The sequence below is a fragment of the Solwaraspora sp. WMMA2056 genome, from assembly GCF_030345095.1.
Lineage (GTDB): Bacteria > Actinomycetota > Actinomycetes > Mycobacteriales > Micromonosporaceae > Micromonospora_E.
Genome location: NZ_CP128360.1, coordinates 375,363 through 399,330, shown reverse-complemented (window position 1 = coordinate 399,330; position 23,968 = coordinate 375,363). Strand labels below are relative to the sequence as shown.

Genomic DNA, 23,968 nt, shown 5'->3' with positions numbered 1-23,968 from the left:
GCGAAGGAGGAGCGCCTGCCACATGACAGGAGTTACCCTACGTGGTCGGCGGGCCGACGGCAAAGCCGTACGGTTCGAATCGGTCAACCGGACGTCGCGGTCGTCGGCGGTGCCGGTGGGCTGCCGGTACGCAGCGCCGGCCGCTCCGTCACCGGTCCCGGCAGGGTGACCGACGGCGGTGCCGCCCCCGGCTGCCCGGCCAGCACGACCGTGCCCAGCTCCAGCCGGGCACCGGTGAGCGTGCCGTCGGGCCGGTAGCAGTAGATGCCGACGTCCAGCGGCGGGCGCAGCGACGCGGTCGTCGACTCGACCGAGAAACAGGTGCCGTCGGTGTTGGGCAGCGGGTCGGCAACCGACACCGCCAGTGGTGCCCGCTGGTCGGCGAGGACCCGCCGCCAGTCGGTGAACAGGTGCTGCAACCGGGGATCCACGCCCGGATCCACCGCCGCGTCCGGATCCCCCAGCCGGACGCAGGACGGTGCCACCGGCTGCGCCGGCGACGGCAGCGCGCACTGGAACAGCCCGTCGGCGTTCTGCGCCATCGCGATGTCCACCGCGCCGCCGTTCGCGCCGCCCGGGACGTCCACCCGCCAACTGCCGTCGGTCGCCAGGGTCACCGCCAGCGTGCGGTCGGCCCGGCCCGGCGTGGTGAGGGTGTAGAAGCCGGTCATCCGCAGGTCGCTGGCGGCGGCAGCGGCCGCCGCCAGCTGCAGCCGGGGGTTGTCGGGGGAGGTGCCCGGCGGGTCCGCCGAGGCACCGGTCTCCTCCGGCGACGGGCTCGGCCCGGCTGTCGGGCCGGCCGAATCACAGCCCAGCAGGGACAACGTGACGAACGCCACGGAAGCCAGGACGGCAGGTGAGTTTCGTGACGCATCGACACCCCGGGAACGCATCCGCCCATTCTGCGTACCGCTCCGGGTTTTGCGGCAGGGCGGTCCGCCAACACGCCGATTTGCGCCGCAGGCACCGCGTCCACCTCCGGCCTTGCGGCCGGCGGCCGGTCCGGCCCGCACCGGACGGCATCCCACGGCGTCGCCGCAGCCGATACGGGCAGTGACCGCGTCCGGCCGGATCGTGGGAACGGCTCACGGTACGGTCCGCCGACGCCGGTACCCTGATGCCGGCAGGTTGGCAGCAGCTGGAAGGAGTGGACCGCCGTGGCACTGGTGGTGCAGAAGTACGGCGGATCCTCGGTCGCCGACGCCGAACGCATCAAGCGCGTCGCCGAACGGATCGTCGCCGCCCGCAAAGCCGGCGACGACGTCGTCGTGGTCGTCTCCGCGATGGGCGACACCACCGACGAACTGCTCGACCTCGCCGGGCAGATCAGCCCGCTGCCGCCCGGCCGTGAGCTGGACATGCTGCTGACCTCCGGCGAGCGGATCTCCATGGCGCTGCTCGCGATGGCCATCCACAACCTCGGCTACGAGGCCCGGTCGTACACCGGCTCGCAGGCCGGCGTGCTGACCACCTCGGCGCACGGCAAGGCCCGGATCATCGACGTCACCCCCGGCCGGCTGCAGGGCGCCCTCGACGAGGGCGCGGTCGCCATCGTCGCCGGCTTCCAGGGCGTGTCCCAGGACACCAAGGACATCACCACCCTGGGCCGGGGCGGCTCCGACACCACCGCGGTCGCGCTCGCCGCCGCGCTGCGCGCCGACGTCTGCGAGATCTACACCGACGTCGACGGGGTCTTCACCGCCGACCCGCGCATCGTGCCCAACGCCCGGCACATCAAGCAGATCACCTACGAGGAGATGCTGGAGCTGGCCGCCTGCGGCGCGAAGGTGCTGCACCTGCGCAGCGTCGAGTACGCCCGCCGGTCCGGGCTGCCGATCCACGTCCGCTCGTCGTACTCGACCAACACCGGCACGATGGTGACCGGATCGATGGAGGATCTTTCCGTGGAGCAAGCACTCATCACCGGAGTCGCCCACGACCGGAGCGAGGCGAAGATCACCATCGTCGGGGTGCCCGACGAGCCGGGTGCCGCCGCCCGGATCTTCGAGACGGTCGCCAACGCCGAGACCAACATCGACATGATCGTGCAGAACGTGTCGACCGAGGGCACCGGCCGCACCGACATCTCCTTCACCCTGCCCAAGGCCGACGGCCCGACCGCGATGGCCGCCCTCGGCAAGGTGCAGGAACAGATCGCCTTCAAGGGCCTGCTCTACGACGACCACGTCGGCAAGGTGTCGCTGATCGGCGCCGGCATGCGCTCACACCCGGGCGTGGCCGCCAACTTCTTCGCCGCCCTCGCCGAGGCCGGCGTCAACATCGAAATGATCTCCACCTCGGAGATCCGGGTCTCGGTCGTCTGCCGGGACACCGACCTGGACGCCGCGGTACGCGCGGTGCACGCGGCCTTCGACCTCGGCGGTACGGAGGAGGCGGTGGTCTACGCGGGCACCGGGCGGTGAACCCCGGTGCCTGACACCAAGGCACACCCGCTGCCGACCCTGGCGGTGCTCGGCGCGACCGGAGCGGTCGGCACCGTCATGTGTGAGCTGCTCACCTCCCGCGCCAACGTGTGGGGCGACATCCGGCTGCTCGCCTCGCCGCGTTCCGCCGGCCAACGGATGCGCTGCCGGGGCGAGGAGCTGCCGGTCGTCGCGGTCAGTCCGGAAGCCTTCGACGGCGTCGACGTCGCCATGTTCGACGTACCCGACGAGGTGTCCCGGCAGTGGGCACCGGTCGCCACCGCCCGTGGCGTGACCGTCGTGGACAACTCCGGCGCGTTCCGGATGGACCCCGGCGTACCGCTGGTCGTGCCGGAGATCAACGCCGAGCAGGTCCGCCGCCGTCCGCGCGGGATCGTCTCCAACGCCAACTGCACCGTCCTGGCGATGATCGTCGCGATCGCCCCGCTGCACCACGAGTACGGCCTGCGCGAGCTGGTGCTCGCCAGCTACCAGTCCGTCTCCGGCGCCGGCCGGTACGGCGTCGAACTGCTGCACAGCCAACTGGCCAGGGCCGCCAGCGACCGCACCCTCGGCTCCCGCCCCGGCGACGTACGCCAGGCCGTCGGCGACGAACTAGGCCCGTTCCCGGCACCGCTGGTGCTCAACGTGGTCCCGTTCACCGGCGAACTGGCCGACGACGGCTGGTCCACCGAGGAGCTGAAGCTGCGCAACGAGTCGCGCAAGATCCTCGGGCTGCCGGACCTGAAGGTCTCCTCGACCTGCGTACGGGTGCCGGTGGTGACCGGCCACTCGGTCGCCGTACACGCCGTCTTCGGCAGCGAGGTGACCGCGGACGGCGCCCGCGAGGTGCTGCGCAACGCTCCCAGCGTCATCGTGGTCGACGACCCCGGCAACGCCGAGTTCCCGATGCCGATCGACGCGGTCGGCACCGAACCGTCCTGGGTGGGCCGGGTCCGGCGGTCGACCGACGACCCGCGCGCGATCGACTTCTTCGTCACCGGGGACAACCTGCGCAAGGGCTCCGCGCTGAACACCATCCAGATCGCCGAACTGATCGCCCGGGACCTCGCCAAGCAGCGCTGACACACCGGGCCGTGGAGGTCCGGTCGATGCTGCTTGATGCATTGATCGACCTCATCGGTACGCCAGGTCCGGTCGATGGACGACACCGCTACCGGGGTGAGGGAACGACTTCGAGTTGGTGATCTGGTACGCGAGGTTGCGCAAGACGCCGAGTGTCTCCTGTACCTCCTGGCCCGCCACCAGCCGAAGTTCTCCCATGGAGCAGTGCGGGACGCGTCAGCGTGGGCTGAACCCGGCGGCGGTGTACGCGTACCTGCGGGACCTTCGCGGTGAGCTGGACCGGCTCACCTGGCAGGCCGCAGTCGACCGTCTCCTGCAACGCCTCGCCGACGCCTGCCTGCACCCGGCGCCTGACGCCCCACTCTTGCGGCAGCGGCGCATGATGGTGTCGTGGACGCCGACCTGGAGTGGCAGCTCAACCATGCCCTCAGCATCGGGCCGTGGCCAGTGCACGTCAGCACCGACGCCAGCCACGCTCGGCTACGCGATCTGGACACGCTCGAAGATCTCAGGGACATGCACGACTGGGGCCCGATGTTCACACTCCGGTTCCCGGACGGTACAACGCGCGATGTCGCGGTGGGCCGCCCAGACGACGACGGAAGTTTCACCCTCATCGACGCCGACACCGCGGCGGCGATCGAAGCCGCCGCAGCCTCTGCTCAAGACTCCGAAGGCCCTCTGGCTGAACCAGCGGACGTTGCCACCGCCACCGCGTGGCTGCACGACCACGGATTTGTCACCCGTGGATACTCGCGAAGCGGCGGGATCAGCGGTAGCCGCCTATTCGAACGCGGCGACGGCTGGCGCGCGCGATACAGTTGCGTCTTCGGCACCTGGTCGCTAGAACTCTCCTCGCCAGAAAGCTCTCGGTTCACGAGCTTCCATCGCCTTTGCCGTGACAAGAACGCCACTTGGCGTGACGCCCTGCCGACGCTCATTGGTGACCCACCACATACATCGACACGTCTGGTTCAGTAGAATCACCCGGTTGATGGAATTGTTGGGTGACCGAACCGGGTCGGTGTTGCTTGATCCGGAAGGTCGCGCCACCTGGTCAGGTCCCGGTGGGTGTACTTCCATCACGAAGAAGAGCGGCGCCGCGCTGATCAAGTTGTTTAGCGAATGAGGGTAGGCGCTGGCCAACGCCACCCAGACGCGCTCGCATGTTCTTCACGGCGGCACGCGCCCGGCCCGACTTGACGCCAGTCATCGCGTCCATGGCCATGTTCCAGTTCGCGGCTGCCTCGCCGAGACGGCCCTGCGCGCACTGCACGTCGCCCAGGTTGGCCAACGTCAGCGTGTGAATACGGCGGTAGACATCTGAGTTCCGAGTCGCAATCGACCGGCGGAGCTGCGTCTCGGCGCCCGGCATGTCTCCCAGATCCCGCAGGGCCTGTCCAGCTTGGCTAGCAAGCGAGGTTTCCGTGAAACCGCTGGTCTGAATCCACGGCGGCTCCTCGTCCGGTGCAGATTCCGCAAGGCGCTTCTCGGCGGCAGAGATCGCCGTGGAGGTGCGTGTACGGTCACCTGTTGCCGCGTGACCGCGCGCCACCAGGATAGCGAACAGAGCAGTGGCGGCCGGGGTGGAGCTTCCCTTCGACCAGCCGAGAGCGGATTCCGCGAGGTTGAGCGCCTGTTGCCCGTGACCGAGGTCAACAGCCTGATGAGCCATCGCGCGCAGAGTGAACGCTGCAAGTGCGCGGTCGTCGGCTTCATTCGCGAGCCGCAGTGATTGGACGTAGTACCGCTGAGCTAGGCCGTGCAGGGACGAATCAAATGCTTTCCATCCGGCGAGGTAGGTCATCTCCGCAGCCAGGCTGAACATTGCCCTGCGGTCCGAGTCGGACGAGAACCTGCCGCGCAGAAAGTCAGCGACATCCGATGAAAGGTATTGAACGACCGCAAGGCGGGCGTGGCCGCCGCCGAACCGCTCGTCAGCTCGGCTGAACACCGCCAGCATGTCTCGCACGGCGTCAATCTCGCTGCGGCCTACCGCGACCCCACCGCCTTGTGCGCGTCGCCCTCGGTCTGCGACCTCCTGCCAGGACTCGAGGGGAACCGCGAGCGCAGCCAGCGAGTACAAGGCTTTGAGTGCGAAAGCTCGTCGCTCCAAGTCGGCCCTCCCGATCGTCACGAGGTTGGTGGCGCAGTCGTCCACCCACCAGTCGAGTCCGCCAAGGTCGGCTTCCAGGCTACCGTCCACGTCGAAGCCAAGGTCGGTCGGTGAGACCAGATGACCGAGTCGACGGCTGACCGCTTCGGCGAGGTAGCGAGGGGTTCGACCACTTGGCCGTACCCCTGCGACCCAGTGGCCGACGTGTGACCGATCGCAGGATCGTAGATCATCGTTGTGCTCGTGGGCGATGACTCGAACCGCTGCGGCACAGGCGTCGTATGACCACCGGCACGCCTTGATCATCTCCCGCAGTTGTTCGTTGCGTTGCCTCTGCTGCCGTGTCATCCGCAGCCTCCCTGGTCGGACCCGCGTTCAACGCGTTCAACGCGTCCAGTGTCCGCACAGGCTACCGGAGTACGCCGACAATCCGTTTACTACAAACAGGTCCTGCCGCACCGGAGGAGAGCGCGGCGATGATCATTGGATGGCGAACGATTGCGCTTCGCGATTCGAACTACTAATCGGCTCATCCATAGATGCGAGTTGTCGATCAGCGTGGCCTTCCTGGGCTGTTGGCTGTGCGTTTGGTGCCGAGTTCACGAGGAGAAGTCATGGAGCAGCGGAGCAGGCGGGGGCGGGCGGTGCCTCGGCAGGGCGTACTCGTGGAGCCGTGGCAGGTCAGAGCGGTGCAGTTCGAGACGCGGTGGCGTGGGCTGGACCCGGCGGCGGTGCACGCGTACCTGCGCGACGTCGCCGATGAGCTGGACCGACTCACCCGCCAGGCCGCCGTCGACCGGGCCGAAGCCGACCGGTGCCGCGAGGGACTGCGGCAGTGGCGGCAACGGCACGTCGGCTGCCGGTTCAACGACCCGCCCGCCGGCGTCTACCGCTCGGAGCATCAGCACCGGACCGGCGGCAACGGAGGCCGCTGGTGAGCGATGCACCGCGTTGGACCATCCACCTGCCGACCCGGCTCACCGACATCGAAGCCGCCGCCCGGTTTGCCGCCGCGCTGCGGGACTCGCTGGCCCACCTCGACGTCGTCGACTTCGCCGACACGACACTGTCGGCCACCGACCAGCCGTTGCTGCGTACCCGGGTATGGGGTGACGTCGACCCCGACCCGGCCGGCGGCGACCCCGGCAGCGACCGCACCGCGCAGGCTGATGACTGACCCGATCCCCCGCCAGATCGAGATCGACCACCTGACGGAACTGGTCGACCGGCACGGACCGCGCCCCGACGGCTGTGCCTGCGGCGACCCGCTCACCGCCGCCCGGCGGTGCTGGCGGGCCGAGGTCGCGCTCACCCGCCTGCAAGACCTCGGCGTGCACGTCGCCGCCGTCGACCAACCGGAGGATCGCGGATGAGCCTGCACGTCCCCACCCGCCCCAGCTGGGCCTGCGCCGGCTGCGGGCACGCCTGGCCGTGCCTGGACAGCAGACAACAGCTCAAGATCGAGTATGCCGACGCCCGCGTCTCGCTCGCGATCTACCTCGCCACCAACCTGATCGAGGCCGTGTCCGACCTGCCGGCCGGACACGGTGGCGACCTCTACTGGCGATTCCTCGGCTGGCTGTGATGTCGATGTCGGTCCTGCGCCCCGGCGACGAAGCGATGCACTACGACGACGGCTCACACCGCTGGATCCCACCCGACCCCGACTACGACCAGGCGACCTGGGAGAACCAGGTGCGTGAACACCAACACGAGCATCGCGGGCGTCCGGACCCGCCCCCGCCCCGCTACCGCCTCATCCGGCGGTCCGTCGCCAGGTGAGAGACCGGACTTCACCAGCCAGGGCGCTCAGACACTCAGTTGGACATGCGAAGGGCCATGTCGATGTGTTCGACATGGCCCTTGACCTGGTCGGGGTGGCCGGATTTGAACCGACGACCTCTTCGTCCCGAACGAAGCGCGCTACCAAACTGCGCCACACCCCGAGGTCCGCTGGGCAATACTAGCCCACCGGCCCGGCGAGGCAAATTCGGTATCCCCGGTGCGCCGCGCGCCCGTCGCCGGGAGCACCGCGCACCGACTCAGCGGGCGATCAACGTCAGCAGGGTGGCCTCCGGCGGGCAGGCGAACCGGACCGGCGCGGTCGGGTGGGTGCCCAGCCCGGCCGAGACGTGCAGCCAGGATTCGGTGGCCGGCCACCGGTGCAGGCCCTTCGCCATCGACCGGGGCAGGTCGCAGTTGGTGACGAGGGCACCGACGAACGGCACACAGACCTGCCCGCCGTGGGTGTGCCCGGCGAGCAGCAGGTCGAACCCGTCGGCGGCCATCTCGTCGAGCACCCGGGGCTCGGGGGAGTGGGTGAGGCCGAGGCTCAGGTCGGCCTCCGGTGACGGCGCGCCGGAGACGGCGGCGTAGTCGTCGCGTTCGATGTGCGGGTCGTCGACGCCGACCGCCTCGATCAGCCGGCCGCCGGCCTTGAACGACGCCCGCCGGTTGTTCAGGTCGTGCCAGCCGGCACCGACCAGCACCTCGCGCAGATCCTCGAACGGCAGGTCCGGGCCGGACCGGTACTCCCGCTCGGGCAGCAGGTAGCTCAGCGGGTTCTTCCACACCGGGCCGGTGTAGTCGTTGGACCCGAAGACGAACGCGCCGGGCAGGTCGAGCAGGGGCTGCAGGGCCCGCAGCGCGCCCGGTACGGCGTCCGGGTGGGCCAGGTTGTCGCCGGTGACCACGACCAGGTCCGGGTCCAGCCCGGCCAGCGCCACCACCCAGGCCTGCTTGCGCCGCTGGTCAGGCATCATGTGCAGGTCGGACAGGTGCAGGATGCGCAGCGGTTCCGCGTCCGGCGCGAGCACCGGGACGTCGAACCGGCGCAGGGTGAACATGTTGCGCTCGATGAGCGAGGCGTACGCCAGAGTGGCGGCGCCGAGGGCCACGGTGCCGGCGGCGAGCCGGAATACGGTGCGCTTTCGCATGCCGACCAGGGTAGTTTGGCCACCCATGAGCACCGTGAAGGACCGTCTGACCGCTGACATGCGGGCCGCCTTGAAGGCCCGCGACGAGCTGACCACGTCCACCCTGCGGATGGCGCTGGCCGCGATCGGCAACGCCGAGGTCGCCGGTAAGGCCAAGCGGGAGCTCTCCGACGACGAGGCGCTGGCCGTGCTGACCAAGGAGGCCAAGAAGCGCCGGGAGGCGGCGGAGGCGTTCGCTGCGGCCGGCCGGGCCGACCAGGCCGCGAAGGAGCGGGCCGAGGGCGAGGTGCTGGACCGCTACCTGCCCCGCCAGCTCGACGACGAGGCGTTGGCCGGGATCGTCGCCACCGCGCTGGCCGAGGGCGGCTTCACCGGCAAGGCCCAGATGGGCCCGGCCATGAAGGCGGCTCAGGCCGCAGTGGCCGGCCAGGCCGAGGGGGGCCGGGTCGCCGCCGAGGTACGCCGCCAGCTCGGGCTCTGAGCGTCAGCTGACGCCGAAGGGGGCGGGCACCGGTGATCGGTGCCCGCCCCCTTCGTTCGTGTCCGTCCGTCAGTCGTCCGGGTTGCCCGGGTTGCCGGGTCGGCCGGGAGGACCGCCCGGCCCGTTGCCGGGACCACCGGGGCCGTCGTTGTTGCCGGGGCTGGGCTGGGCACCCTGGCCGTTGCTGACCCGGATGATCACCGCACCGCCCTTGATGGTCCGGCCGCTCGGGCTGGTGCCGGCGGCGGTGCCGGCCGGGCAGGTGGAGTCGACCGCGCCGGAGCGGTCCACCTCGACCTGGAAGCCGGCACCGGACAGCCGCGACCGGGCGTTGTCGATCGACTGGCAGGCCACGTCCGGGATGGAGCGCTGCTCACCGCGGACCACCTTGCCACTCGGCGGGGTGAACTGCTTCTTCTCCTTGCCCTTCATCGCGTCCCGGAGCGTCTCGTAGACGGCCGGGTTGACGATCGTGTGCTTCATCTTGGCGTTGGTGTCGGCCCAGTCCGGGTCGGCCAGCACCCCGGCGACCGCGAGCTGCTTGGTGGTGACCACCATCGTGGCGGTCTTCTCCGCGTCGGTGGTGCCGGTCTTGCCGGCCACCGGGTGGCCGACGGCGCTGCGGACGCCGCCCGCCGTTGCGCCACGGCACCGGGTGGTGCTGGACCGGTCGCCGACCGGGCAGCGGGCGGCGTCGATCGCGGCCCGGGCCACCTCGGCGGAGACCGCCTGCTTGCACTGCGGCTTGGCGATGTCCAGGCTGTTGCCGTCCTGGTCGCGGATCTCCTGCACCGGCAGCGGCTTGCAGTACTTGCCGTCGGCGGCGAGGGTGGCGTATGCGTTGGCCATCTCCATCGGCGTCGTGTTGGACACGCCGAGGGTGAAGGCACCCCACTGGTTGGCGCTCTCCGGGTCGCCGGCGAACTTGGCGTCGTTGGCCGACCGGAAGGTGATGCCGAGGCGTTGTGCCACGTCGATCGCGGCGGCGGCGCCGACCTGCTCCTGCAGCGGGATGAAGTACGTGTTGACCGAGGAGCCGAAGGCGCTCCACATGTCGTGTACGCCGTTCATGCTGGCACTGGCGTTCTTCGGGCAGTACTTGTTGGTGCCCGCGCAGGCGGCCGGGCTGCCCCGCTCGACGATGTACTTCGACTCGTACGGGCTCTTCGCGTTGATCGTGTACTCCAGCGGGTAGCCCTTCTCCAGGGCCGCCACCAGCGGGAAGATCTTGAACGTCGAGCCGAACTGGTAGCCGGTGATGTCACCACCGCCGGTGAGCAGCGGGTTGGTGGTGTTCGGGTAGGTGCCCCGGATGCCCTTGTCGGCCTTCTTCGGGTCGCTGGAGATCTTGTTCTGCGGGTTGTCCGGGTCGTCGAGCTTGTAGTTGCGGTTGACCGCCATGCCGCGCACGTACCCGGTCCCCGGCTCGACGGCCGCGACCATCAGCGCGTTCTTGCTGCCGGTCTTCAGCGCGTCCTCGACGGCCTTCTTCGCCGACTCCTGGGTCTGCACGTCCAGGCTGGTGACGATGTGGTAGCCGCCGCTCTTGAGCCGCCGCTCCCGGTCGTACGCGGTGGCGCCGAACGTCTCCTGCTCCAGCCACCAGCGGTAGAAGTAGTCGCAGAAGAAGCCCCAGTGGTTCTTGTTGGCGGCGACGCAGCCGTTCGGCGCGCGCTTGCCGTTGACGACCAGCTCGACGGCCTTGGCCGCGTCGGCCTCCTCCTTGGTGATCGCCCCGGTCTGCACCATGTTGTCGATCACGTAGTTGCGCCGGTCGACCGCCTGCGGGTAGCCGCCGGGCGTGGTCGGGTCGAACGCGGTCGGTGCCTTGACCAGGCCGGCCAGCAGCGCGGCCTCGTCGATGGTGAGGTCCGCCGGCTGCTTGCTGAAGTAGACCTGGCTGGCCGCGAAGACGCCGTACGCACCGTTGCCGAAGGGGGCGATGTTGAGGTAGCGCTCGAGTAGCTCGTCCTTGGACATCTCCTTGGTGAGCTGCATCGCGTACTTCATTTCGCGCAGCTTGCGGGCGTTGGTGTCCTCGGTGGCGGCGATGACGTCCTCGGGGTGGGTCGCCGAGTAGGCGATGGCCAGCCGGACGTACTGCATGGTCAGCGTCGAGGCACCCTGGGTGGTCTCGCCGGCGCCCTGGTTGGCGACGAAGGCCCGGGCGACACCCTTGACGTCGACGCCGTTGTGCTCGTAGAAGTTGTGGTCCTCGGCAGCGATGATCGCGGCCCGCATCAGCGGCGAGACGTCCTTGAGCGGCACGTCGCGACGGTTCTCGTCGTACATCGCGGCGAGCATCGTCTTGCCGTCGGAGGCGTACAGGTAGCTGATCTGCGGCGCCCGCTTGACGGTCAGCTCGCTCGGCAGCTTGTCGAAGGTCTCCGCGCCCGCCTTGGCGGCCAGCCCTGACATCGCCACTGCGGGGAACGCCGCGGCGGCGACAACCACGCCGGCCAGCAGCCCACAGATCAGCAGCGATGCGGCGTTGGTCAGAAGGTTGTGGTCTCGCTTCCGCATCCAGGTCACCCAGTCAGGGTACGTGAGGTACTGAAGTGGCCGCCGGTTGGCGTACCGGTGCATTTCCTGCCGGCGTCGGCCTCGTTGTGCTAAACGCAGAGACCCGTCACCCGGTTGTGGTCTCGCCGCCCAGTTTCCTCCGGGAAGGCGTCGGCGGTGGGTTTCCCGCTTTCCGGCTCGGGTACCCCTGCCCGGTACTGCGCCTGACAAGTACGGGTGTGTCCGGATAAGTGGATTTCATCAATAACGTTGCGTAATCATCCGACTACCTATGATGATGGTCCGGCGAGGATCGCACGGCCCGCCGTGCTGCGGGGGAAAGCAGCGCGGGTACGGCCGGGCTTGCCGACTGACTCCACCGGTTGGAAGCGGAAATTGCTAGGGGGGACGAGGAACGATGGGCATGATCGCTGATTGGCCCAGCCTGGCGGCATGCCAGAGCGGAGACCCGGACGCACTGTTCGTACAGGGCGCCGAGCAGAATGTGGCGAAGCGCGTCTGCCGGGGCTGCCCCGTGCGGTACGAATGCCTGGCCGACGCGCTCGACAACCGGATCGAGTTCGGAGTCTGGGGCGGCATGACCGAACGGGAACGGCGTGCCCTGCTGCGCCGGCACCCACAGGTGGTGAGCTGGCGCAAGATGTTCGAAGCCGCCATGCGCGACCGCGACAAGGTGCTCGTCAGCACCAAGTGACCCGGACCGGCCCGGCTGACTCAGCCGCCCTGGCTGATCGCCAGACCGATCGTCCGTAGCCCGTCGACGTCGTGCACGTCGGCGGGCTGCGCCCGGACCGTCGCCACCGGCACCTGCGGGTAGGCGTCGGTGAACACCGTCGCCACCTGCCGCTCCCGGGCCGACTGCTGGGCCAGGGCCGCATGCACCCGCAGCACCTCGGCGGTGGCCGGATGCGCCCCGCTGCGGTCCAGGTCGCGGGCGGCGGCCAGGGACCGCTCCGCCGACAACTCCGTCGCCGGCTCGTGCACCCGGTTGAGCACCAGACCGGCCAACGGCATCCGCTCCGCCCCCAGCCGGCCGGCGAAGTACGCCGCCTCCCGAACCGCGTCCGGCTCCGGCGCCGCGACCAGCAGGAACGCCGTCTCGTCGGCCTGCAGGACCCGGTACGTCTGCTCGGCCCGCTGCCGGAACCCGCCGAACATCGAGTCCAACGCCGCCACGAAACCGGACAGGTCACTGAGCAACTGCGCGCCGAGGATCTTCTGCACCACCCGGGAGAACATCCCGAACGACGCCGTGACCAGGCTGAACATGCTCCGACCGCCGGCCCGCGCCGGGGCCAGCAGCAGCCGCAGCATCCGCCCGTCCAGGAACCGCGACAACCGGGCCGGCGCGTCGAGGAAGTCCAACGCCGAACGCGACGGCGGGGTGTCCACCACGATCAGGTCCCACTCGCCACCGGCGTGCAGCTGACCCAGCTTCTCCATCGCCATGTACTCCTGCGTACCGGCGAACGTCGAACTCATCGCCTGGTAGAACGGATTGGCGAAGATGTCGGCGGCCTTGTCCGCGTCGGTGTGGGCGAGCACCACCTCGTCGAAGGTGCGCTTCATGTCCAGCATCATCGCGTGCAACTCGCCGCCGCTGGCTTCCGCGTCGATCCCCTTGACCTGCCGGGGCGTGTTGTCCAGCTCGGTCAGGCCCAGCGACTGGGCGAGCCGACGGGCCGGGTCGATGGTGAGCACCACCGTACGGCGGCCGTGCCGTTCGGCGGCGCGCAGCGCCAGCGCCGCGGCGGTCGTCGTCTTGCCCACCCCGCCGGCACCGCAGCAGACCACGATCCGTACGCCCGGATCGGCCAGGATCCGGTCGACGTCCAGCGGTGGCGCTGCGTGATCAGTTGGCACCAGTCGAGCGTATCGGGGCCCGACCGTGATCCGCTGATCAAGTCGCTGTGAGGTCGCTTCCAGCCGCCGCCTGACCCTGGGCGAGCAGTGCCGTGGCGAGCAGGTCGAGTCCGGCCCGGGTGACGCCGTCCGGAAGCAGCGGCAACGTCACGATCGGCCGACCCAGCTCGATCAGGTCGGTCTGCAACGACTCCTCCAACGCCCGGCGGGTCAGATGCTCCTGGGCCTCGGTCTGCAGGGCGGCGACCGTGGCCCGGTCGACCGGCAGCCCGGCGGCGGCCAGCCCACGCCGCAGCTGCGCCTGACTCACCGACCCGCCCCGCAGCAGCGGCGGGCGGGCCGCGTTGACGATGACGTTGCCCACCGGAATGCCCAGGCTGGTGAGCTCGGCGACCGCGTCGACCGTCTCCTGGACCGGCATCTCCTCCAACAGCGTCACCACGTGCACCGCGGTGATCGGGGACCGCAGCAGCGCCGCCACGCCTTCGCTCTGGGACTTGATCGGGCCGACCTTGGCCAGCCGGGCGGTCTCCGCGGTCACGTTGAGAAACCGCCCGATCCGGCCGGTCGGAGGCGCGTCGAGCACCACCGCGTCGTACACCCGGTGGTGGTCCACCATCCGGGTGGTGGCCTCCTTCACCTTGCCGGTGAGCAGCACGTCGCGCAGGCCCGGCGCGATCGTGGTGGCGAAGTCGATCGCGCCGAAGCGGCGCAGCGCCCGGCCGGCCGCCCCCAGCTTGTAGAACATGTCGAGGTACTCCAGCAGGGCTTCCTCGGCGTCGACCGCCAGGGCACGCACCTCACCGCCAGCGGCCGAGGCCGCGATCCGCCGCTCCTGGTACGGCAGGGGTGCGATGCCGAACAGTTGGGCGACCCCCTGCCGGCCCTCGACCTCGGCCAGCAGGGTCCGCCGGCCGGCCCCGGCCAACGCCAGCGCCAGCGCGGCGGCGACGCTGGTCTTGCCGGTGCCGCCCTTGCCGGTGACCACGTGCAGTCGCGACGGCCAGCCCGGCACCGCCGACCCCGGTGACTGTTCGAATACCCCCACGTGCAACCAGACTAGTCAGTCCGGCTCAGTTGACGTCGCAGACGAACCAGCCCGACTTCTGCACCACCACGAAGTCGAGCTCCTGCTCGGCGCTGCGCTCGTCCTCGGTGACCATCCGTACGGTGACCGAGACGAGGGCCCGTTCCTCGTTCTGCTCGTCGATCGTCGGCACGTTCCACTCGAACTGGGGGTTGCGGTACGTCGAGGAGTAACCCTCGATCTCCTCTACCTTGTCGATCAGCGCGGTCTCGTCGCGGGCCTCGCGGCAGACCAGGTCGGCGGCGGCGGTGACGTCCCGCTCGGTGTAGACGGCCTCAAGGAACTCGTCGACCGCAGCGACCGGCTCGGCCGCGCCCCCGCCGGTCTCCAGGTTGTTGATCACGAGGAAGGCGGCGAGCCCACCGCCGCCACAGAGCAGCAGCACCACCCCGAGCACGATCGAGGTGATCAGCAGACCGCGTCGGCGGCCCGCCCCCGGCGCGGCCGGCGACCCGGGTGCCATCGGCACCGGCTGGCCGGGTGCCGGCGGGAAGCCGGCGGGCCCCGGTGGACCACCTGCGTATCCCGGCGACGTTGGCTGCCCGGGTGGCGGCGGCGCACCGAACGGCTGGCCGGGCGAGGGTGCCGCACCGAACGGCTGGCCGGGCGGCGGCGTCGGGGCGGCGAACGGCTGCCCGGGCGGTGGCGGGGCGAACGCTGGCGGCGCGGAGGACGGCGGTCCGGCGGGTGCCGGTGGGCCGGCGGGCGGCGGGGCGAACACCGGCGGGTCCGGCCGCTGCCAGGGCGGCGGCGGAAGCGGCTGACCGCCAGCCGGCGGGGTCGACCCGGCTGGTGCCTGCGCAGCCGGCGGCGAGGCCGGCGGGGTCTGCGGCGGCTGGGCGTCCGGCTGCGGGGCGTCCGGCGGCGGGGTGCCGCCGCTGGGCGGTTGCGTCATCCTCATCCCCTGGTGTCGTTGCGGGCGGCGGGATCGTCGTCACCCGACGGTGACAGGGTAGCCGCCCGTCGCACCCGGAGCACCGCGCCGTCAGGTGGCCGTAGGCTGTGCCCGTACCCGAGGAGAACTGAGGAGCCCTACCGCGATGCAGAAGTGGGAGTACGTCACCGTGCCACTGCTGGTGCATGCCACCAAGCAGATTCTCGACAACTGGGGCGACGACGGCTGGGAACTGGTCGCCGTGGTGCCCGGACCCAACCCGGACCAGTTGGTGGCGTACATGAAGCGGCCGAAGGCATGAGCGCCGACCCGTACGGCCGGCTCGCCGATCTGGGGCTGAGCCTGCCCACGGTCGTGCCGCCGGTGGCCGCCTACGTCCCGGCGGTCCGTTCCGGCCAGCACGTCTACGTCTCCGGGCAGCTGCCGATGGCCGACGGCGCGTTGCTCGCGGTCGGCAAGGTCGGCGCCGAGGTGACCCCGGAGGAGGCCAAGGCGCTGGCCCACCAGTGCGCGTTGAACGCCCTCGCCGCGATCGAGCAGCTGGTCGGCCTCGGCGCGGTCACCCGGATCGTCAAGGTCACCGGCTTCGTGGCGTCGGCCGCCGGCTTCACCGGCCAGCCTGCGGTGATCAACGGGGCATCGGAGCTGTTCGGTGAGGTCTTCGGCGAGGCCGGCCGGCACGCGCGCAGCGCGGTCGGGGTCGCCGAGCTGCCGCTCGGCGCACCGGTCGAGGTGGAGATCATCGTCGAGGTGTCCTGACCCGGCGGGGCCGGTCGACACGAGGAAGTCTCGGCGAAGTCACGCTGCGGTCGTACGATCGCAGCCATGACCTCGCACGTCACCGCCCCCGCCACGGCACTGGCCGACCAGTTGCCGGGCTGGGTGCGTCTGCTGCGGGCACCCAACCCGGGGCCGATGACGCTCGACGGCACCAACACCTGGGTGCTGCGCCAGCCGGGGCGGCCCTTCGGCGTCCTGGTCGACCCCGGCCCGGCGCACGCCGGGCACCTGGACCGGATCGTCGCCGCCGGCCCGTACGCGGCGGTCCTGCTCACCCACGGCCACCCGGACCATGTCGAGGCGGTCCCGACGCTCGCCGGGCGGGTCGACGCCCCGGTGCAGCACGCGGTCGCGGACGGGACGACCCTGCACGTCGGCGGCCTGACGGTCACCGCGCTGGCCACCCCGGGGCACACCGGGGACTCGGTCTGCTTCCTGGTCGCCGACACCGACGGGCAGCGGGTGATCCTCACCGGCGACACCATCCTCGGGCGCGGCACCACCGTGGTCGCCTGGCCCGACGGTGACCTCGGCGACTACCTGACCAGCCTGGAGCGGCTGGCCGCGTACGACGGGGTGCCCGCGCTGCCGGGGCACGGCCCGGCGCTGGTCGACTGCGCCGCCGCCGCCCGGTTCTACCTGGCCCACCGGCAGGCCCGGCTCGACCAGGTCCGGCAGGTCGTGGCCGCCGGCGTGACGGACCCGGCCGCCGTCGTGGCCGAGGTCTACGCCGACGTCGACCGGGCGCTGTGGCCGGCCGCCGAATGGTCGGTACGGGCACAGCTGGCCTACCTGCAGCGGTCGGACCCGCAGTGACCTGCGCGGTCTGCGGCACCGTCCCGGTGCCCGGTGCCCGGTTCTGCCACAACTGCGGTGCGGCGCTGCCGGCCGCCGCGTTCCTGCCGGCCGCCGAACGCCGGGTGGTCACGGTGCTCTTCGGTGACCTGTCCGACTTCACCTCCTGGTCGGAGGATCTCGACCCGGAGCGGGTCGGCGCGGTGACCGACCGGGTGCTGGCCGCCCTGGCCGGGGCGGTCAAGACCTTCGGCGGGCACGTCGACAAGCTGACCGGTGACGGGATCATGGCGGTCTTCGGCGCCCCGGTGGCGCACGAGGACGACGCCGAACGCGCCGTCCGGGCCGCGTTGAGCATGCAGCGCGCGGTGCGGCGGGTCCTCGACGACGAACGCGGTGGCGGGGCCCCGCTCGGCCTGCGGGTCGGGCTGAACACGGGCGACGTGGTGGCCGGCATCCAGGCGGCCATCGAGTACACGGTGATCGGCGACACGGTCAACACCGCCGCCCGGCTGGCCGACGCCGCCGCGATCGGCGCGGTGTACGCCGGTGCCAGCACCGAGACCGCGACCCGGCACGTGGCGGCCTGGCGGCGGCTGCGTCCGCTGCGGCTCAAGGGCAAACGGGCCCCGGTCGAGGCGTACGAACTGCTCGGCCTGCACGACGCGCCCGGCACCCGGTCCGGCATCGGCGACCAGGCACCGTTCGTCGGCCGGGAGGCCGAGGTGGGCCGGCTGGCCGGCCGGCTCACCGAGGTGATCGACAACGGCGAGCCCCGGGTGCTGGTGCTGACGGCGGAGGCCGGCATCGGCAAGTCCCGGTTCGCCGCCGAGGTCGAGCGGTACGCGGCCGGCTACGACGTCGGCACCGGCCGGTACGCCGCCCCGACCGGTGCCCGGGTGCTGTCGGTGCGCTGCGCGGCGTTCGGCGAGCGCCGACGGCTGGCACCGCTGGCGGACCTGGTGCGGATCGCGGCCGGGTTGCCCCGCGACGGGTCCACCGCCGTCACCCGGGCCGTCGTCGAGGAGCGACTGCGCCGGCTCGGCCACCGGCTGACCCGGCTCTCCCCGCAGCCGCCGACGATCGCCGTCGACCTGCTGCTGAACCTGCTCGGGTACGCCGATCCGCCGACCGCCCACCCGTCGTCGGGGCCGGCGGACCTGACCGCCGACGCCCCGGTGCTCGACGCGGAGGCGATCCCCGGCGCGGTCGCCGACCTGCTCAGCGCGTTGGCCCGGGAGACGCCGCTGCTGGTCGTCGTCGACGACCTGCACGACGCCCTGCCGGAGACGGTCGAGGCACTCGGCGAGACCCTGTCGCGGCTGACCGGCCCGGTGCTGGTGCTGCTGCTGGGCCGCCCCGAGCTGGTCCGCACCACCGCCGGCGCGCTGAACCGGGTCGCCGACGCCGAGGTGCACGCGTTGCCGCCGTTGCGCGGTGCCGACGCGGCCCGGCTGCTCACCTCGTACCTCAGCGGTGGCCGGTTGCCGCAGCCGGACGTGGACCGGCTGCTGGCCACCGCCCAGGGCAACCCGTTCTACCTGGCGGAACTGGTCACCCTGCTGATCGAGCGGGGGGCGCTGACCCGGACCGGCCCGGTGCCTGGCGACGGGGCCGTCGACGACGTGGACTGGCGGCTGGTACCGGGCTCGCTGAGCAGCCGGCTACTCTCCCGGGACCTGGCGGCGGTGCTGGCCGCCCGGATCGACGCGCTGCCGGCCGACGCGCGGTCGGTGCTGCGGGACGCGTCGGTGGTCGGTGACGTCGTGCCGGAGGGCACCCTGGAGGCGTTGCGGGACCGCCGCGACGGTCGCCCGGCGGCGGTGGTCGCCGTGGAGCTGGCCCGCGCCGTCGAGGAGCTGCTGCAGCGCCGGATGCTGCGGCGGACCCGGACCGGGTACGCATTTCCGACCCCGCTGATGCGGGAGGCGGCGTACGCCGGCATCGGTAAGGCGGACCTGGCCGAGCGGCACGCCTGCCTGGCCCGGTGGGCCGACACGGTGGAGAGCCTGGCGCTGCGGGACGCCTTCATCGCCGAGCACGCCGAGCGGGCGGTCGGGCTCGCCGAGGCGGTGGGTCTGCGACCGGACGCACCGGCCCGTACGGTGGCGGCGATCGGGGTGGCCGCGCTGGGCCGGGCGGCCCGCAAGGCGATCGCCGGTGGCGAGCCGCAGCTGGCCGTCGAGTACGCCGAGCGGGCGACCACGTTGGGCGGCGAGTCGGTGCCCGCCGCCGACCGGCTGGTGTACACGCGGGCACTGCTACAGACCGGCCGGGCGGCGGACGCCCTCGCCGACGCGGAGAAGGTGCTCGCCAACGCGGCCGACGACGCGACCGCCCGGACCGGTGCGCTGCTGGTGGCCGGGCGGGCCCACCGGGCGCTGGGTGACTCGACCCGGGCGACGGCGACGTGGCGGGAAGCGCTGCAGGTGGCCACCGAGGTGGGGCTGCCCGCCGAGCGGGCCGAGGCGATGCGCCGGCTCGGCATGGCCGACTTCCTGGCCGGCCGGCTCAGTCGGGCGAGCAGCCGGTTCGCCGCCGCGTACCAGGTCAACCTGGCCGCCGGCGACCTGCGCGGGCAGGCGTGGTCGCTGCAGAGCCTGGCCTGGGTGACCACGACCCGGGGTGACTTCGCCGGGGCCGACGCGGTGTTGGGCCGGGCGGCCCGGCTCTTCGCCGAGCTCGACGATCCGGTTGGTCGGGCGTGGCTGCGCGGGACGACGGCGTTCGCCCGGTTGCTCTCCGGCCGGTTGGCCGACGCTCGGCGGCTGGCGCAGGTGTTCCTGCCGTTCGGTGAGCGGGTGGGGGAGGCGTGGGCGGTCGGCACGTTGCGGGCGGTCGAGGCGTTCGCGGCGGCCGAGCTGGGTGAGCTCGCCGAGGCGGACCAGTCGGCGCGTCGGGCGTACCGCGACTTCGACAGCGCGGCCGACGACTGGGGCCGGGGTTTCGCGCTGCTGGCCCGTGGCGCGGTCGCCCGTGGGCTGGGTGAGCGCGACCATGCCGTCGACCTGTTGTCCGACGCGTTGGCGCAGGGTGAACGGATCGACCATCCGCTGCTGATCGCGATGGCCGGCACGTTGTGCGGGTTCGTCGCGCTGGAACGCGGTGAGATCGACGAGGCGCAGCGGCTGGCCCAGTCGGTGCTGACCTCGGTGGAGCCGCACAATCCGTTGGCGGCGGTCCAGGTGGCGCCCCGGGTGCTGCTCGCGTCGGCACGGCTGGCGGCGGGGGACGCGGCGACCGCAGTGGGCCTGCTGGCACCGATCGCGACCGCCGCCGGCAGCCCTGCGGTGCTGTTCTCCCGGCGGCAGGCGTTGGCCCGGTACGCCTCCGCGCTGCTCGCCGACGGGCAGCCGGAGGCGGCGTTGCACTGGGCGCGTCGGGCGTTGCACGCCGCCGCCGAGGACGTCCGGAGCCGGGTGATCGCGCTCGGCGTCCTGGCCACCGCGTTGGCGGCCACCGGCGACGGTACGGCGGCCCGGCTGGCCGCCGATCAGGCGGTGACCCTCGCCTACGCGACCGAGCAGGTCAGCGAACGGGCCACCGCCGAGCAGATCCGGTCGGCAGTGGACGGTACACCCGGTGCCGAGCGGTCACCGGACCCGACGATGTGGGTCGGACCGAGCGGTAGCTAGCCTGAAGCCACAGTGTCCCGCCAGGGGGTCACTGTGGCCGGAAGGACCCCCCTGATGAAGCTGCCCCGTTCGGTTGCCGGTTGGACCATCGCCGTCTTCGGGGCGATGGCCCTGTTGCTGGGCGCGGTGGGGCTGGTCCAGCCGGACGTCCTGTTGGTGATGCTCGGGTTCGACGTGGTGCCGGCGGCGGACCGGGTGGCCGGTGACTACACCCGTACGTTCATGGCGGCGTCGTCGATGGCGTCGTTCAACATGGGTGTCTACTACCTGCTGGCCGCGGTCACCGACTGGCGGCCGTTCTTCCTGTTCACCGTCGTGTTCCGGCTGGTGACGACCGTGGTGTTCGGCGTGCTGGTGGCGGCGGAGGTGGCTCCGCTGCGGTTCGTCGGGGTCGCGGCCTGGGAAGGTCTGGGCGCGGTGGTGACCGGGGTCGCGCTGTACGTCGAGCGTCGTCGCGAGGGGCGGGTGGCGCTCTCCGGCTGAGACGTTGGGTACCGTTTACGGTGTGAACGACAGGACGCCGAGCGCACTGCCGTTCCCCATGGTGCCTGGACTGTCGGATTTGTCAGTCTTTGCCAGGGGCGGATTCGCCACCGTGTACCGCGCCGTCCAGGAATCGGTCGGCCGCGAGGTCGCCGTCAAGGTCGAGAACCGTCCCCTGGACAACGAACGGGAACAGCGTCGCTTCATGCGGGAGGCGCGGGCCGCCGGGCGGATGTCCTCGCACCCTCACGTCGTCGACCTGTTCGACGTCGGGGTCACCTCCGACATGCACCCGTACCTGATCATGGAGATGTGCGACGGCTCGTACGGCGACCGGATGAAGACCTCGCCGCTGGACGCCTTCGAGGCCCGCGACGTCGGGGTGAAGATCGCCGACGCCCTCGCCGACGCACACCACCTCGGCGTGCTGCACCGCGACGTCAAACCGGCCAACATCCTCTACTCCCGCTTCAACGAACCGGCGCTGGCCGACTTCGGCCTCGCCGTACTCGTCGAGGCGCGCGACGCGTCGGTCACCCTCGAGGTGCTGACCCCCGCGTACGCCGCGCCCGAGTCGTTCCACCACCGCCCACCGTCGCCCGCCGCCGACGTCTACGCCCTCTGCGCCAGCCTGTACGCCATCATGCGCGGCCGGCCGCCCCGCTGGGAGGACGACCGCAGTCCCAGCCTGGTGATGCTGCTCGAACTGTTCGACCGGCCCCTGCCGGAGCTGCCCGGCGTGCCGACGGCGTTCACCGACGTGCTGCGTCAGGGGATGGCCAACGACCCCGCGGCGCGACCCTCGGCGGTCGCACTGCGCGACATGCTGGCCGCCGTACCGCTCGGCCCGCACTGGAGCCCGGCGGCGCCGCACCGGCCGCCGTTCTCGATCGCCCCGGTCTCGGGCGGGCCGTCGACCGGTGGCACGGTGAGTGGCGGCCGCGCGTCGGTGCCGGCGCAACCGTCGGCGCAACCGAGTGAGCAGACCAGCTGGACCGTGCCGATTCCGCAGCCGCCCGGTGCGGTCGGCCCGCCCGGTGCGAACGGTGCGAACGGTGCGGTCGCTGGCGCGCTCACCCCGGCTGCCCGACCCGGTACCGCCACCGCGCACCCCCGGATGCGCCTGCTGGCCGGTGGGCTCGGGGTGCTGGTGCTGCTCGCGATGACGAGCGTCGGCACCTGGATGGTCGCGAAGGGCACCCTGCCCGGTGGGTTCGACCGGCCGTCGGTGGCCACGCCACAGGAGCGCACCCCCCGCCCGGCCGGCGTCACCGGACCGGCCGGTGCCGTACTGCCCAACTGCGAGCTGGCCACCCGCCCCGGTCTGCGCTGCCCGGACGACCTGGAGTGCTTCGAGGGCGAGCTGACCGGCGGGCAGCAGCAGCTCGCGGTCGTCGCCTGCACCGGGCGGCACACCTGGGAGACCTTCGCCGTGGGCGAGCTGCCGGCCCACCTGTCCGGCGCCGACCACGCCACGATCGAGGCGGACCCGACCGTACGGGCGGGGTGCAGCGCGGAGGTGTTCCGGCTCGTCACCCTGCGGATGGACGTCAGTGACTGGCGGTTCGCGGTACTCGGACCGGGCGAGGTGGCGCTGGCCGGCGGCGAACACAGCTACCGCTGCCTGGCAGGCAAGGGGCCACACGGGCTGTTCGGCCCGGTTCTGGCCGCCCGCTGACTTGGCAAACACCAGTTGAGGTGCACCCCGCGCCCCTAGGCTGGGCAGGCCAGAAGTAGCCGAGCGGGCTGAGGTGGCCGATGGACCAGCCGCACCCGGACCAACCGACCCGGATCAGCCGGTGCCTGCTGACCGGGGCGATCCTCGCGGTGGCGGCGACCGCGATCATGGCCGCGTTCACCTGGCCCGCCGTGTACGCCGAGCCACGCGGCGTACCGATCGGTCTGGTCGCGCCGCAGGGCGCGTCGCAGGCCGTCACCGACGCGCTGGACCAGGCCCGACCGCACGAGTTCGTCGTCCGGCGCTACGCCGACCGCGCCGACGCGGTGCACGCCATCCGGCACCGGGACGTCTACGGCGCGGTCGTGGTCGGCGACGGGACGCCGCCGGAACTGCTGGTCGCCTCGGGTGCCAGTACGGTGGCCCGCCAGCTCATCGAGGCACTGTCGGCGGCGTTCGGTGCCGCCGATCCGGCCGCCACCGATCGACCGCAGGTCACCGATGTCGTACCGCTGTCGCCGCACGACGAGCACGGTGCCGGACTCAGCGCGTTCTTCTTCCCGCTGCTGCTCGGCGGGCTCAAGGGCGGGATCTTCATCGCGATCGGCATCCAGGGCACCGGTCGGCGGCTGCTGACCCTCGCGGTGCTGGCCGGGACGGCCGGTGTCATGGTCGCGCTCGTCGGCCAGGTGGCGTTCCGCATCCTCGGCGGGGCATTCGCCCTCAACGTCGCCGCCAGTGGCCTCACCATCGCCGCCATCGCAGCCACGGTGATCGGCCTGCGGAACCTGATCGGGCTGCACGGCGTCGGCGTCGGCACGGTCGTGATCATGCTGGTCGGCAGCCCGATCTCCGCCGCGATGCTGCCGGTCGAGTTCCTGCCCCGACCCTGGGGCGCGATCGGCCAGTTCTTCCCACCCGGCGCGTCGGTGTCGCTGATCCGCAGCATCTCCTACTTTCCCGACGCCCCGACCCTCGGACAGTGGTCGGTTCTCGTCGGCTGGACGCTCGCCGGCTGCCTGCTGGCGGCCGCCACCGCCGGTCGCCCGTCGGCCCACAGCAGGTCCACGACACCGGCGAGCGTCAAGGCGGCCTGATCACGGTTGCGACGATGTCGAGACGGTCGCCGGTGGCGACGATGTCGGATCGACCCGCAACCATCCGTGGTCGCCGACCGTATCCGTTAC

General features: G+C 71.7%; 24 protein-coding genes and 1 tRNA gene. 17 read left to right on the top strand and 8 right to left on the bottom strand.

The window, feature by feature from the left end:
• Positions 1–83 precede the first annotated feature (83 nt).
• The gene (locus O7608_RS01965; protein WP_289208361.1) at positions 84–839 is read right to left on the bottom strand and encodes a hypothetical protein; all 756 of its coding nucleotides are present in this window, start codon (positions 837–839) and stop codon (positions 84–86) included.
• Positions 840–1,157: 318 nt separating this feature from the next.
• Between O7608_RS01965 and O7608_RS01960 the strand changes: the two genes are divergently transcribed.
• From O7608_RS01960 to O7608_RS01950, 3 genes are all read left to right on the top strand, one after another.
• Positions 1,158–2,423, top strand: a complete 1,266-nt coding sequence (locus O7608_RS01960) for an aspartate kinase (protein WP_289208360.1) — start codon at positions 1,158–1,160, stop codon at positions 2,421–2,423.
• Between the two features lie 6 nt (positions 2,424–2,429).
• Entirely contained in the window at positions 2,430–3,509 is a 1,080-nt protein-coding gene (locus tag O7608_RS01955; RefSeq protein ID WP_289208359.1) for an aspartate-semialdehyde dehydrogenase, read from the top strand.
• 390 nt (positions 3,510–3,899) lie between these two features.
• Positions 3,900–4,490: a hypothetical protein gene (locus O7608_RS01950; RefSeq protein ID WP_289208358.1), complete on the top strand. Its 591-nt coding sequence runs from the start codon at positions 3,900–3,902 to the stop codon at positions 4,488–4,490.
• Positions 4,491–4,566: 76 nt separating this feature from the next.
• On the opposite strand, the gene O7608_RS01945 is transcribed toward O7608_RS01950, so the two are convergent.
• The gene (locus O7608_RS01945; protein WP_289208357.1) at positions 4,567–5,973 is read right to left on the bottom strand and encodes an NsdA family TPR-like regulatory protein; all 1,407 of its coding nucleotides are present in this window, start codon (positions 5,971–5,973) and stop codon (positions 4,567–4,569) included.
• 266 nt (positions 5,974–6,239) lie between these two features.
• Between O7608_RS01945 and O7608_RS01940 the strand changes: the two genes are divergently transcribed.
• Genes O7608_RS01940 through O7608_RS01920 form a run of 5 tightly spaced genes read left to right on the top strand, consistent with a single transcriptional unit; the run spans position 6,240 to position 7,407 of the window.
• Positions 6,240–6,563: a DivIVA domain-containing protein gene (locus O7608_RS01940; RefSeq protein ID WP_289208356.1), complete on the top strand. Its 324-nt coding sequence runs from the start codon at positions 6,240–6,242 to the stop codon at positions 6,561–6,563.
• Positions 6,560–6,802 carry a hypothetical protein gene (locus tag O7608_RS01935; RefSeq protein WP_289208355.1) on the top strand — a complete coding sequence of 81 codons (243 nt, stop codon included), beginning with the start codon at positions 6,560–6,562 and terminating at the stop codon, positions 6,800–6,802. The genes O7608_RS01940 and O7608_RS01935 overlap by 4 nt, the downstream gene beginning before the upstream one ends.
• Complete coding sequence (locus tag O7608_RS01930; RefSeq protein WP_289208354.1) at positions 6,795–6,998, top strand: hypothetical protein; 204 nt, start codon at positions 6,795–6,797, stop codon at positions 6,996–6,998. Before O7608_RS01935 ends, O7608_RS01930 begins: the two co-directional genes overlap by 8 nt.
• Positions 6,995–7,210, top strand: coding sequence for a hypothetical protein (locus O7608_RS01925; RefSeq protein ID WP_289208353.1), 216 nt, complete (start codon positions 6,995–6,997; stop codon positions 7,208–7,210). The genes O7608_RS01930 and O7608_RS01925 overlap by 4 nt, the downstream gene beginning before the upstream one ends.
• Positions 7,210–7,407, top strand: coding sequence for a hypothetical protein (locus tag O7608_RS01920; RefSeq protein WP_502959166.1), 198 nt, complete (start codon positions 7,210–7,212; stop codon positions 7,405–7,407). Before O7608_RS01925 ends, O7608_RS01920 begins: the two co-directional genes overlap by 1 nt.
• 87 nt (positions 7,408–7,494) lie before the next feature.
• Here O7608_RS01920 and O7608_RS01915 read toward each other — a convergent pair.
• Both O7608_RS01915 and O7608_RS01910 read right to left on the bottom strand, forming a co-directional pair.
• Positions 7,495–7,571: transfer RNA gene (locus O7608_RS01915), tRNA-Pro, on the bottom strand.
• Positions 7,572–7,667: 96 nt separating this feature from the next.
• On the bottom strand, positions 7,668–8,561 hold the full coding sequence (locus tag O7608_RS01910) for a metallophosphoesterase (RefSeq protein ID WP_289208352.1): 894 nt from the start codon (positions 8,559–8,561) through the stop codon (positions 7,668–7,670).
• A gap of 25 nt (positions 8,562–8,586) precedes the next feature.
• Between O7608_RS01910 and O7608_RS01905 the strand changes: the two genes are divergently transcribed.
• Positions 8,587–9,042, top strand: coding sequence for a GatB/YqeY domain-containing protein (locus tag O7608_RS01905; protein WP_289208351.1), 456 nt, complete (start codon positions 8,587–8,589; stop codon positions 9,040–9,042).
• Between the two features lie 69 nt (positions 9,043–9,111).
• Here the strand turns inward: O7608_RS01905 and O7608_RS01900 are convergent, their stop codons facing one another.
• Entirely contained in the window at positions 9,112–11,565 is a 2,454-nt protein-coding gene (locus tag O7608_RS01900) for a transglycosylase domain-containing protein (protein WP_289208350.1), read from the bottom strand.
• Between the two features lie 397 nt (positions 11,566–11,962).
• On the opposite strand from O7608_RS01900, the gene O7608_RS01895 reads away from it, so the two are divergent.
• A complete protein-coding gene (locus tag O7608_RS01895) occupies positions 11,963–12,259 on the top strand; it encodes a WhiB family transcriptional regulator (protein WP_289208349.1) in 297 nt (98 codons plus the stop codon).
• A 20-nt stretch (positions 12,260–12,279) separates the two neighbouring features.
• Here the strand turns inward: O7608_RS01895 and bagB are convergent, their stop codons facing one another.
• From bagB to O7608_RS01880, 3 genes are read right to left on the bottom strand one after another with little or no spacing between them, the layout of a single operon-like run.
• Positions 12,280–13,428 (bottom strand): ArsA family ATPase, encoded by a 1,149-nt coding sequence (gene bagB, locus O7608_RS01890; RefSeq protein ID WP_289208348.1) that lies wholly within the window; start codon positions 13,426–13,428, stop codon positions 12,280–12,282.
• Positions 13,429–13,465: 37 nt separating this feature from the next.
• Positions 13,466–14,476 (bottom strand): ATPase BagA, encoded by a 1,011-nt coding sequence (gene bagA / locus O7608_RS01885; protein ID WP_289208347.1) that lies wholly within the window; start codon positions 14,474–14,476, stop codon positions 13,466–13,468.
• A gap of 25 nt (positions 14,477–14,501) precedes the next feature.
• Positions 14,502–15,410: an Rv0361 family membrane protein gene (locus tag O7608_RS01880; RefSeq protein WP_289208346.1), complete on the bottom strand. Its 909-nt coding sequence runs from the start codon at positions 15,408–15,410 to the stop codon at positions 14,502–14,504.
• Positions 15,411–15,555: 145 nt separating this feature from the next.
• Between O7608_RS01880 and sp36 the strand changes: the two genes are divergently transcribed.
• The 7 genes from sp36 to O7608_RS01845 all read left to right on the top strand — a co-directional run bounded on the left by sp36 (position 15,556) and on the right by O7608_RS01845 (position 23,878).
• Positions 15,556–15,711 (top strand): Sp36 family protein, encoded by a 156-nt coding sequence (sp36, locus tag O7608_RS01875; RefSeq protein ID WP_282225106.1) that lies wholly within the window; start codon positions 15,556–15,558, stop codon positions 15,709–15,711.
• Entirely contained in the window at positions 15,708–16,169 is a 462-nt protein-coding gene (locus O7608_RS01870; protein ID WP_289208345.1) for a RidA family protein, read from the top strand. Before sp36 ends, O7608_RS01870 begins: the two co-directional genes overlap by 4 nt.
• Before the next feature lie 66 nt (positions 16,170–16,235).
• Entirely contained in the window at positions 16,236–17,006 is a 771-nt protein-coding gene (locus O7608_RS01865; RefSeq protein ID WP_289208344.1) for an MBL fold metallo-hydrolase, read from the top strand.
• The gene (locus tag O7608_RS01860) at positions 17,003–20,620 is read left to right on the top strand and encodes an adenylate/guanylate cyclase domain-containing protein (RefSeq protein WP_289208343.1); all 3,618 of its coding nucleotides are present in this window, start codon (positions 17,003–17,005) and stop codon (positions 20,618–20,620) included. Before O7608_RS01865 ends, O7608_RS01860 begins: the two co-directional genes overlap by 4 nt.
• Before the next feature lie 54 nt (positions 20,621–20,674).
• Entirely contained in the window at positions 20,675–21,103 is a 429-nt protein-coding gene (locus O7608_RS01855; protein WP_289208342.1) for a hypothetical protein, read from the top strand.
• Between the two features lie 22 nt (positions 21,104–21,125).
• Positions 21,126–22,781, top strand: coding sequence for a serine/threonine-protein kinase (locus tag O7608_RS01850; protein ID WP_421358060.1), 1,656 nt, complete (start codon positions 21,126–21,128; stop codon positions 22,779–22,781).
• A gap of 80 nt (positions 22,782–22,861) precedes the next feature.
• Positions 22,862–23,878, top strand: coding sequence for an ABC transporter permease (locus O7608_RS01845; protein WP_289208341.1), 1,017 nt, complete (start codon positions 22,862–22,864; stop codon positions 23,876–23,878).
• Positions 23,879–23,968 lie beyond the last annotated feature (90 nt).

Excerpts from the sequence above, each read along its gene's own strand:
- O7608_RS01895 (WP_289208349.1), top strand. The coding sequence starts at position 11,963 with ATGGGCATGATCGCTGATTGGCCCAGCCTGGCGGCATGCCAGAGCGGA.
- O7608_RS01870 (WP_289208345.1), top strand. The coding sequence starts at position 15,708 with ATGAGCGCCGACCCGTACGGCCGGCTCGCCGATCTGGGGCTGAGCCTG.
- O7608_RS01940 (WP_289208356.1), top strand. The coding sequence starts at position 6,240 with ATGGAGCAGCGGAGCAGGCGGGGGCGGGCGGTGCCTCGGCAGGGCGTA.
- O7608_RS01925 (WP_289208353.1), top strand. The coding sequence starts at position 6,995 with ATGAGCCTGCACGTCCCCACCCGCCCCAGCTGGGCCTGCGCCGGCTGC.
- O7608_RS01905 (WP_289208351.1), top strand. The coding sequence starts at position 8,587 with ATGAGCACCGTGAAGGACCGTCTGACCGCTGACATGCGGGCCGCCTTG.
- O7608_RS01920 (WP_502959166.1), top strand. The coding sequence starts at position 7,210 with ATGTCGATGTCGGTCCTGCGCCCCGGCGACGAAGCGATGCACTACGAC.
- sp36 (WP_282225106.1), top strand. The coding sequence starts at position 15,556 with ATGCAGAAGTGGGAGTACGTCACCGTGCCACTGCTGGTGCATGCCACC.
- O7608_RS01945 (WP_289208357.1), bottom strand. The coding sequence starts at position 5,973 with ATGACACGGCAGCAGAGGCAACGCAACGAACAACTGCGGGAGATGATC.
- O7608_RS01910 (WP_289208352.1), bottom strand. The coding sequence starts at position 8,561 with ATGCGAAAGCGCACCGTATTCCGGCTCGCCGCCGGCACCGTGGCCCTC.
- O7608_RS01855 (WP_289208342.1), top strand. The coding sequence starts at position 20,675 with ATGAAGCTGCCCCGTTCGGTTGCCGGTTGGACCATCGCCGTCTTCGGG.
- O7608_RS01900 (WP_289208350.1), bottom strand. The coding sequence starts at position 11,565 with ATGCGGAAGCGAGACCACAACCTTCTGACCAACGCCGCATCGCTGCTG.
- O7608_RS01930 (WP_289208354.1), top strand. The coding sequence starts at position 6,795 with ATGACTGACCCGATCCCCCGCCAGATCGAGATCGACCACCTGACGGAA.
- O7608_RS01865 (WP_289208344.1), top strand. The coding sequence starts at position 16,236 with ATGACCTCGCACGTCACCGCCCCCGCCACGGCACTGGCCGACCAGTTG.
- O7608_RS01880 (WP_289208346.1), bottom strand. The coding sequence starts at position 15,410 with ATGACGCAACCGCCCAGCGGCGGCACCCCGCCGCCGGACGCCCCGCAG.
- O7608_RS01845 (WP_289208341.1), top strand. The coding sequence starts at position 22,862 with ATGGACCAGCCGCACCCGGACCAACCGACCCGGATCAGCCGGTGCCTG.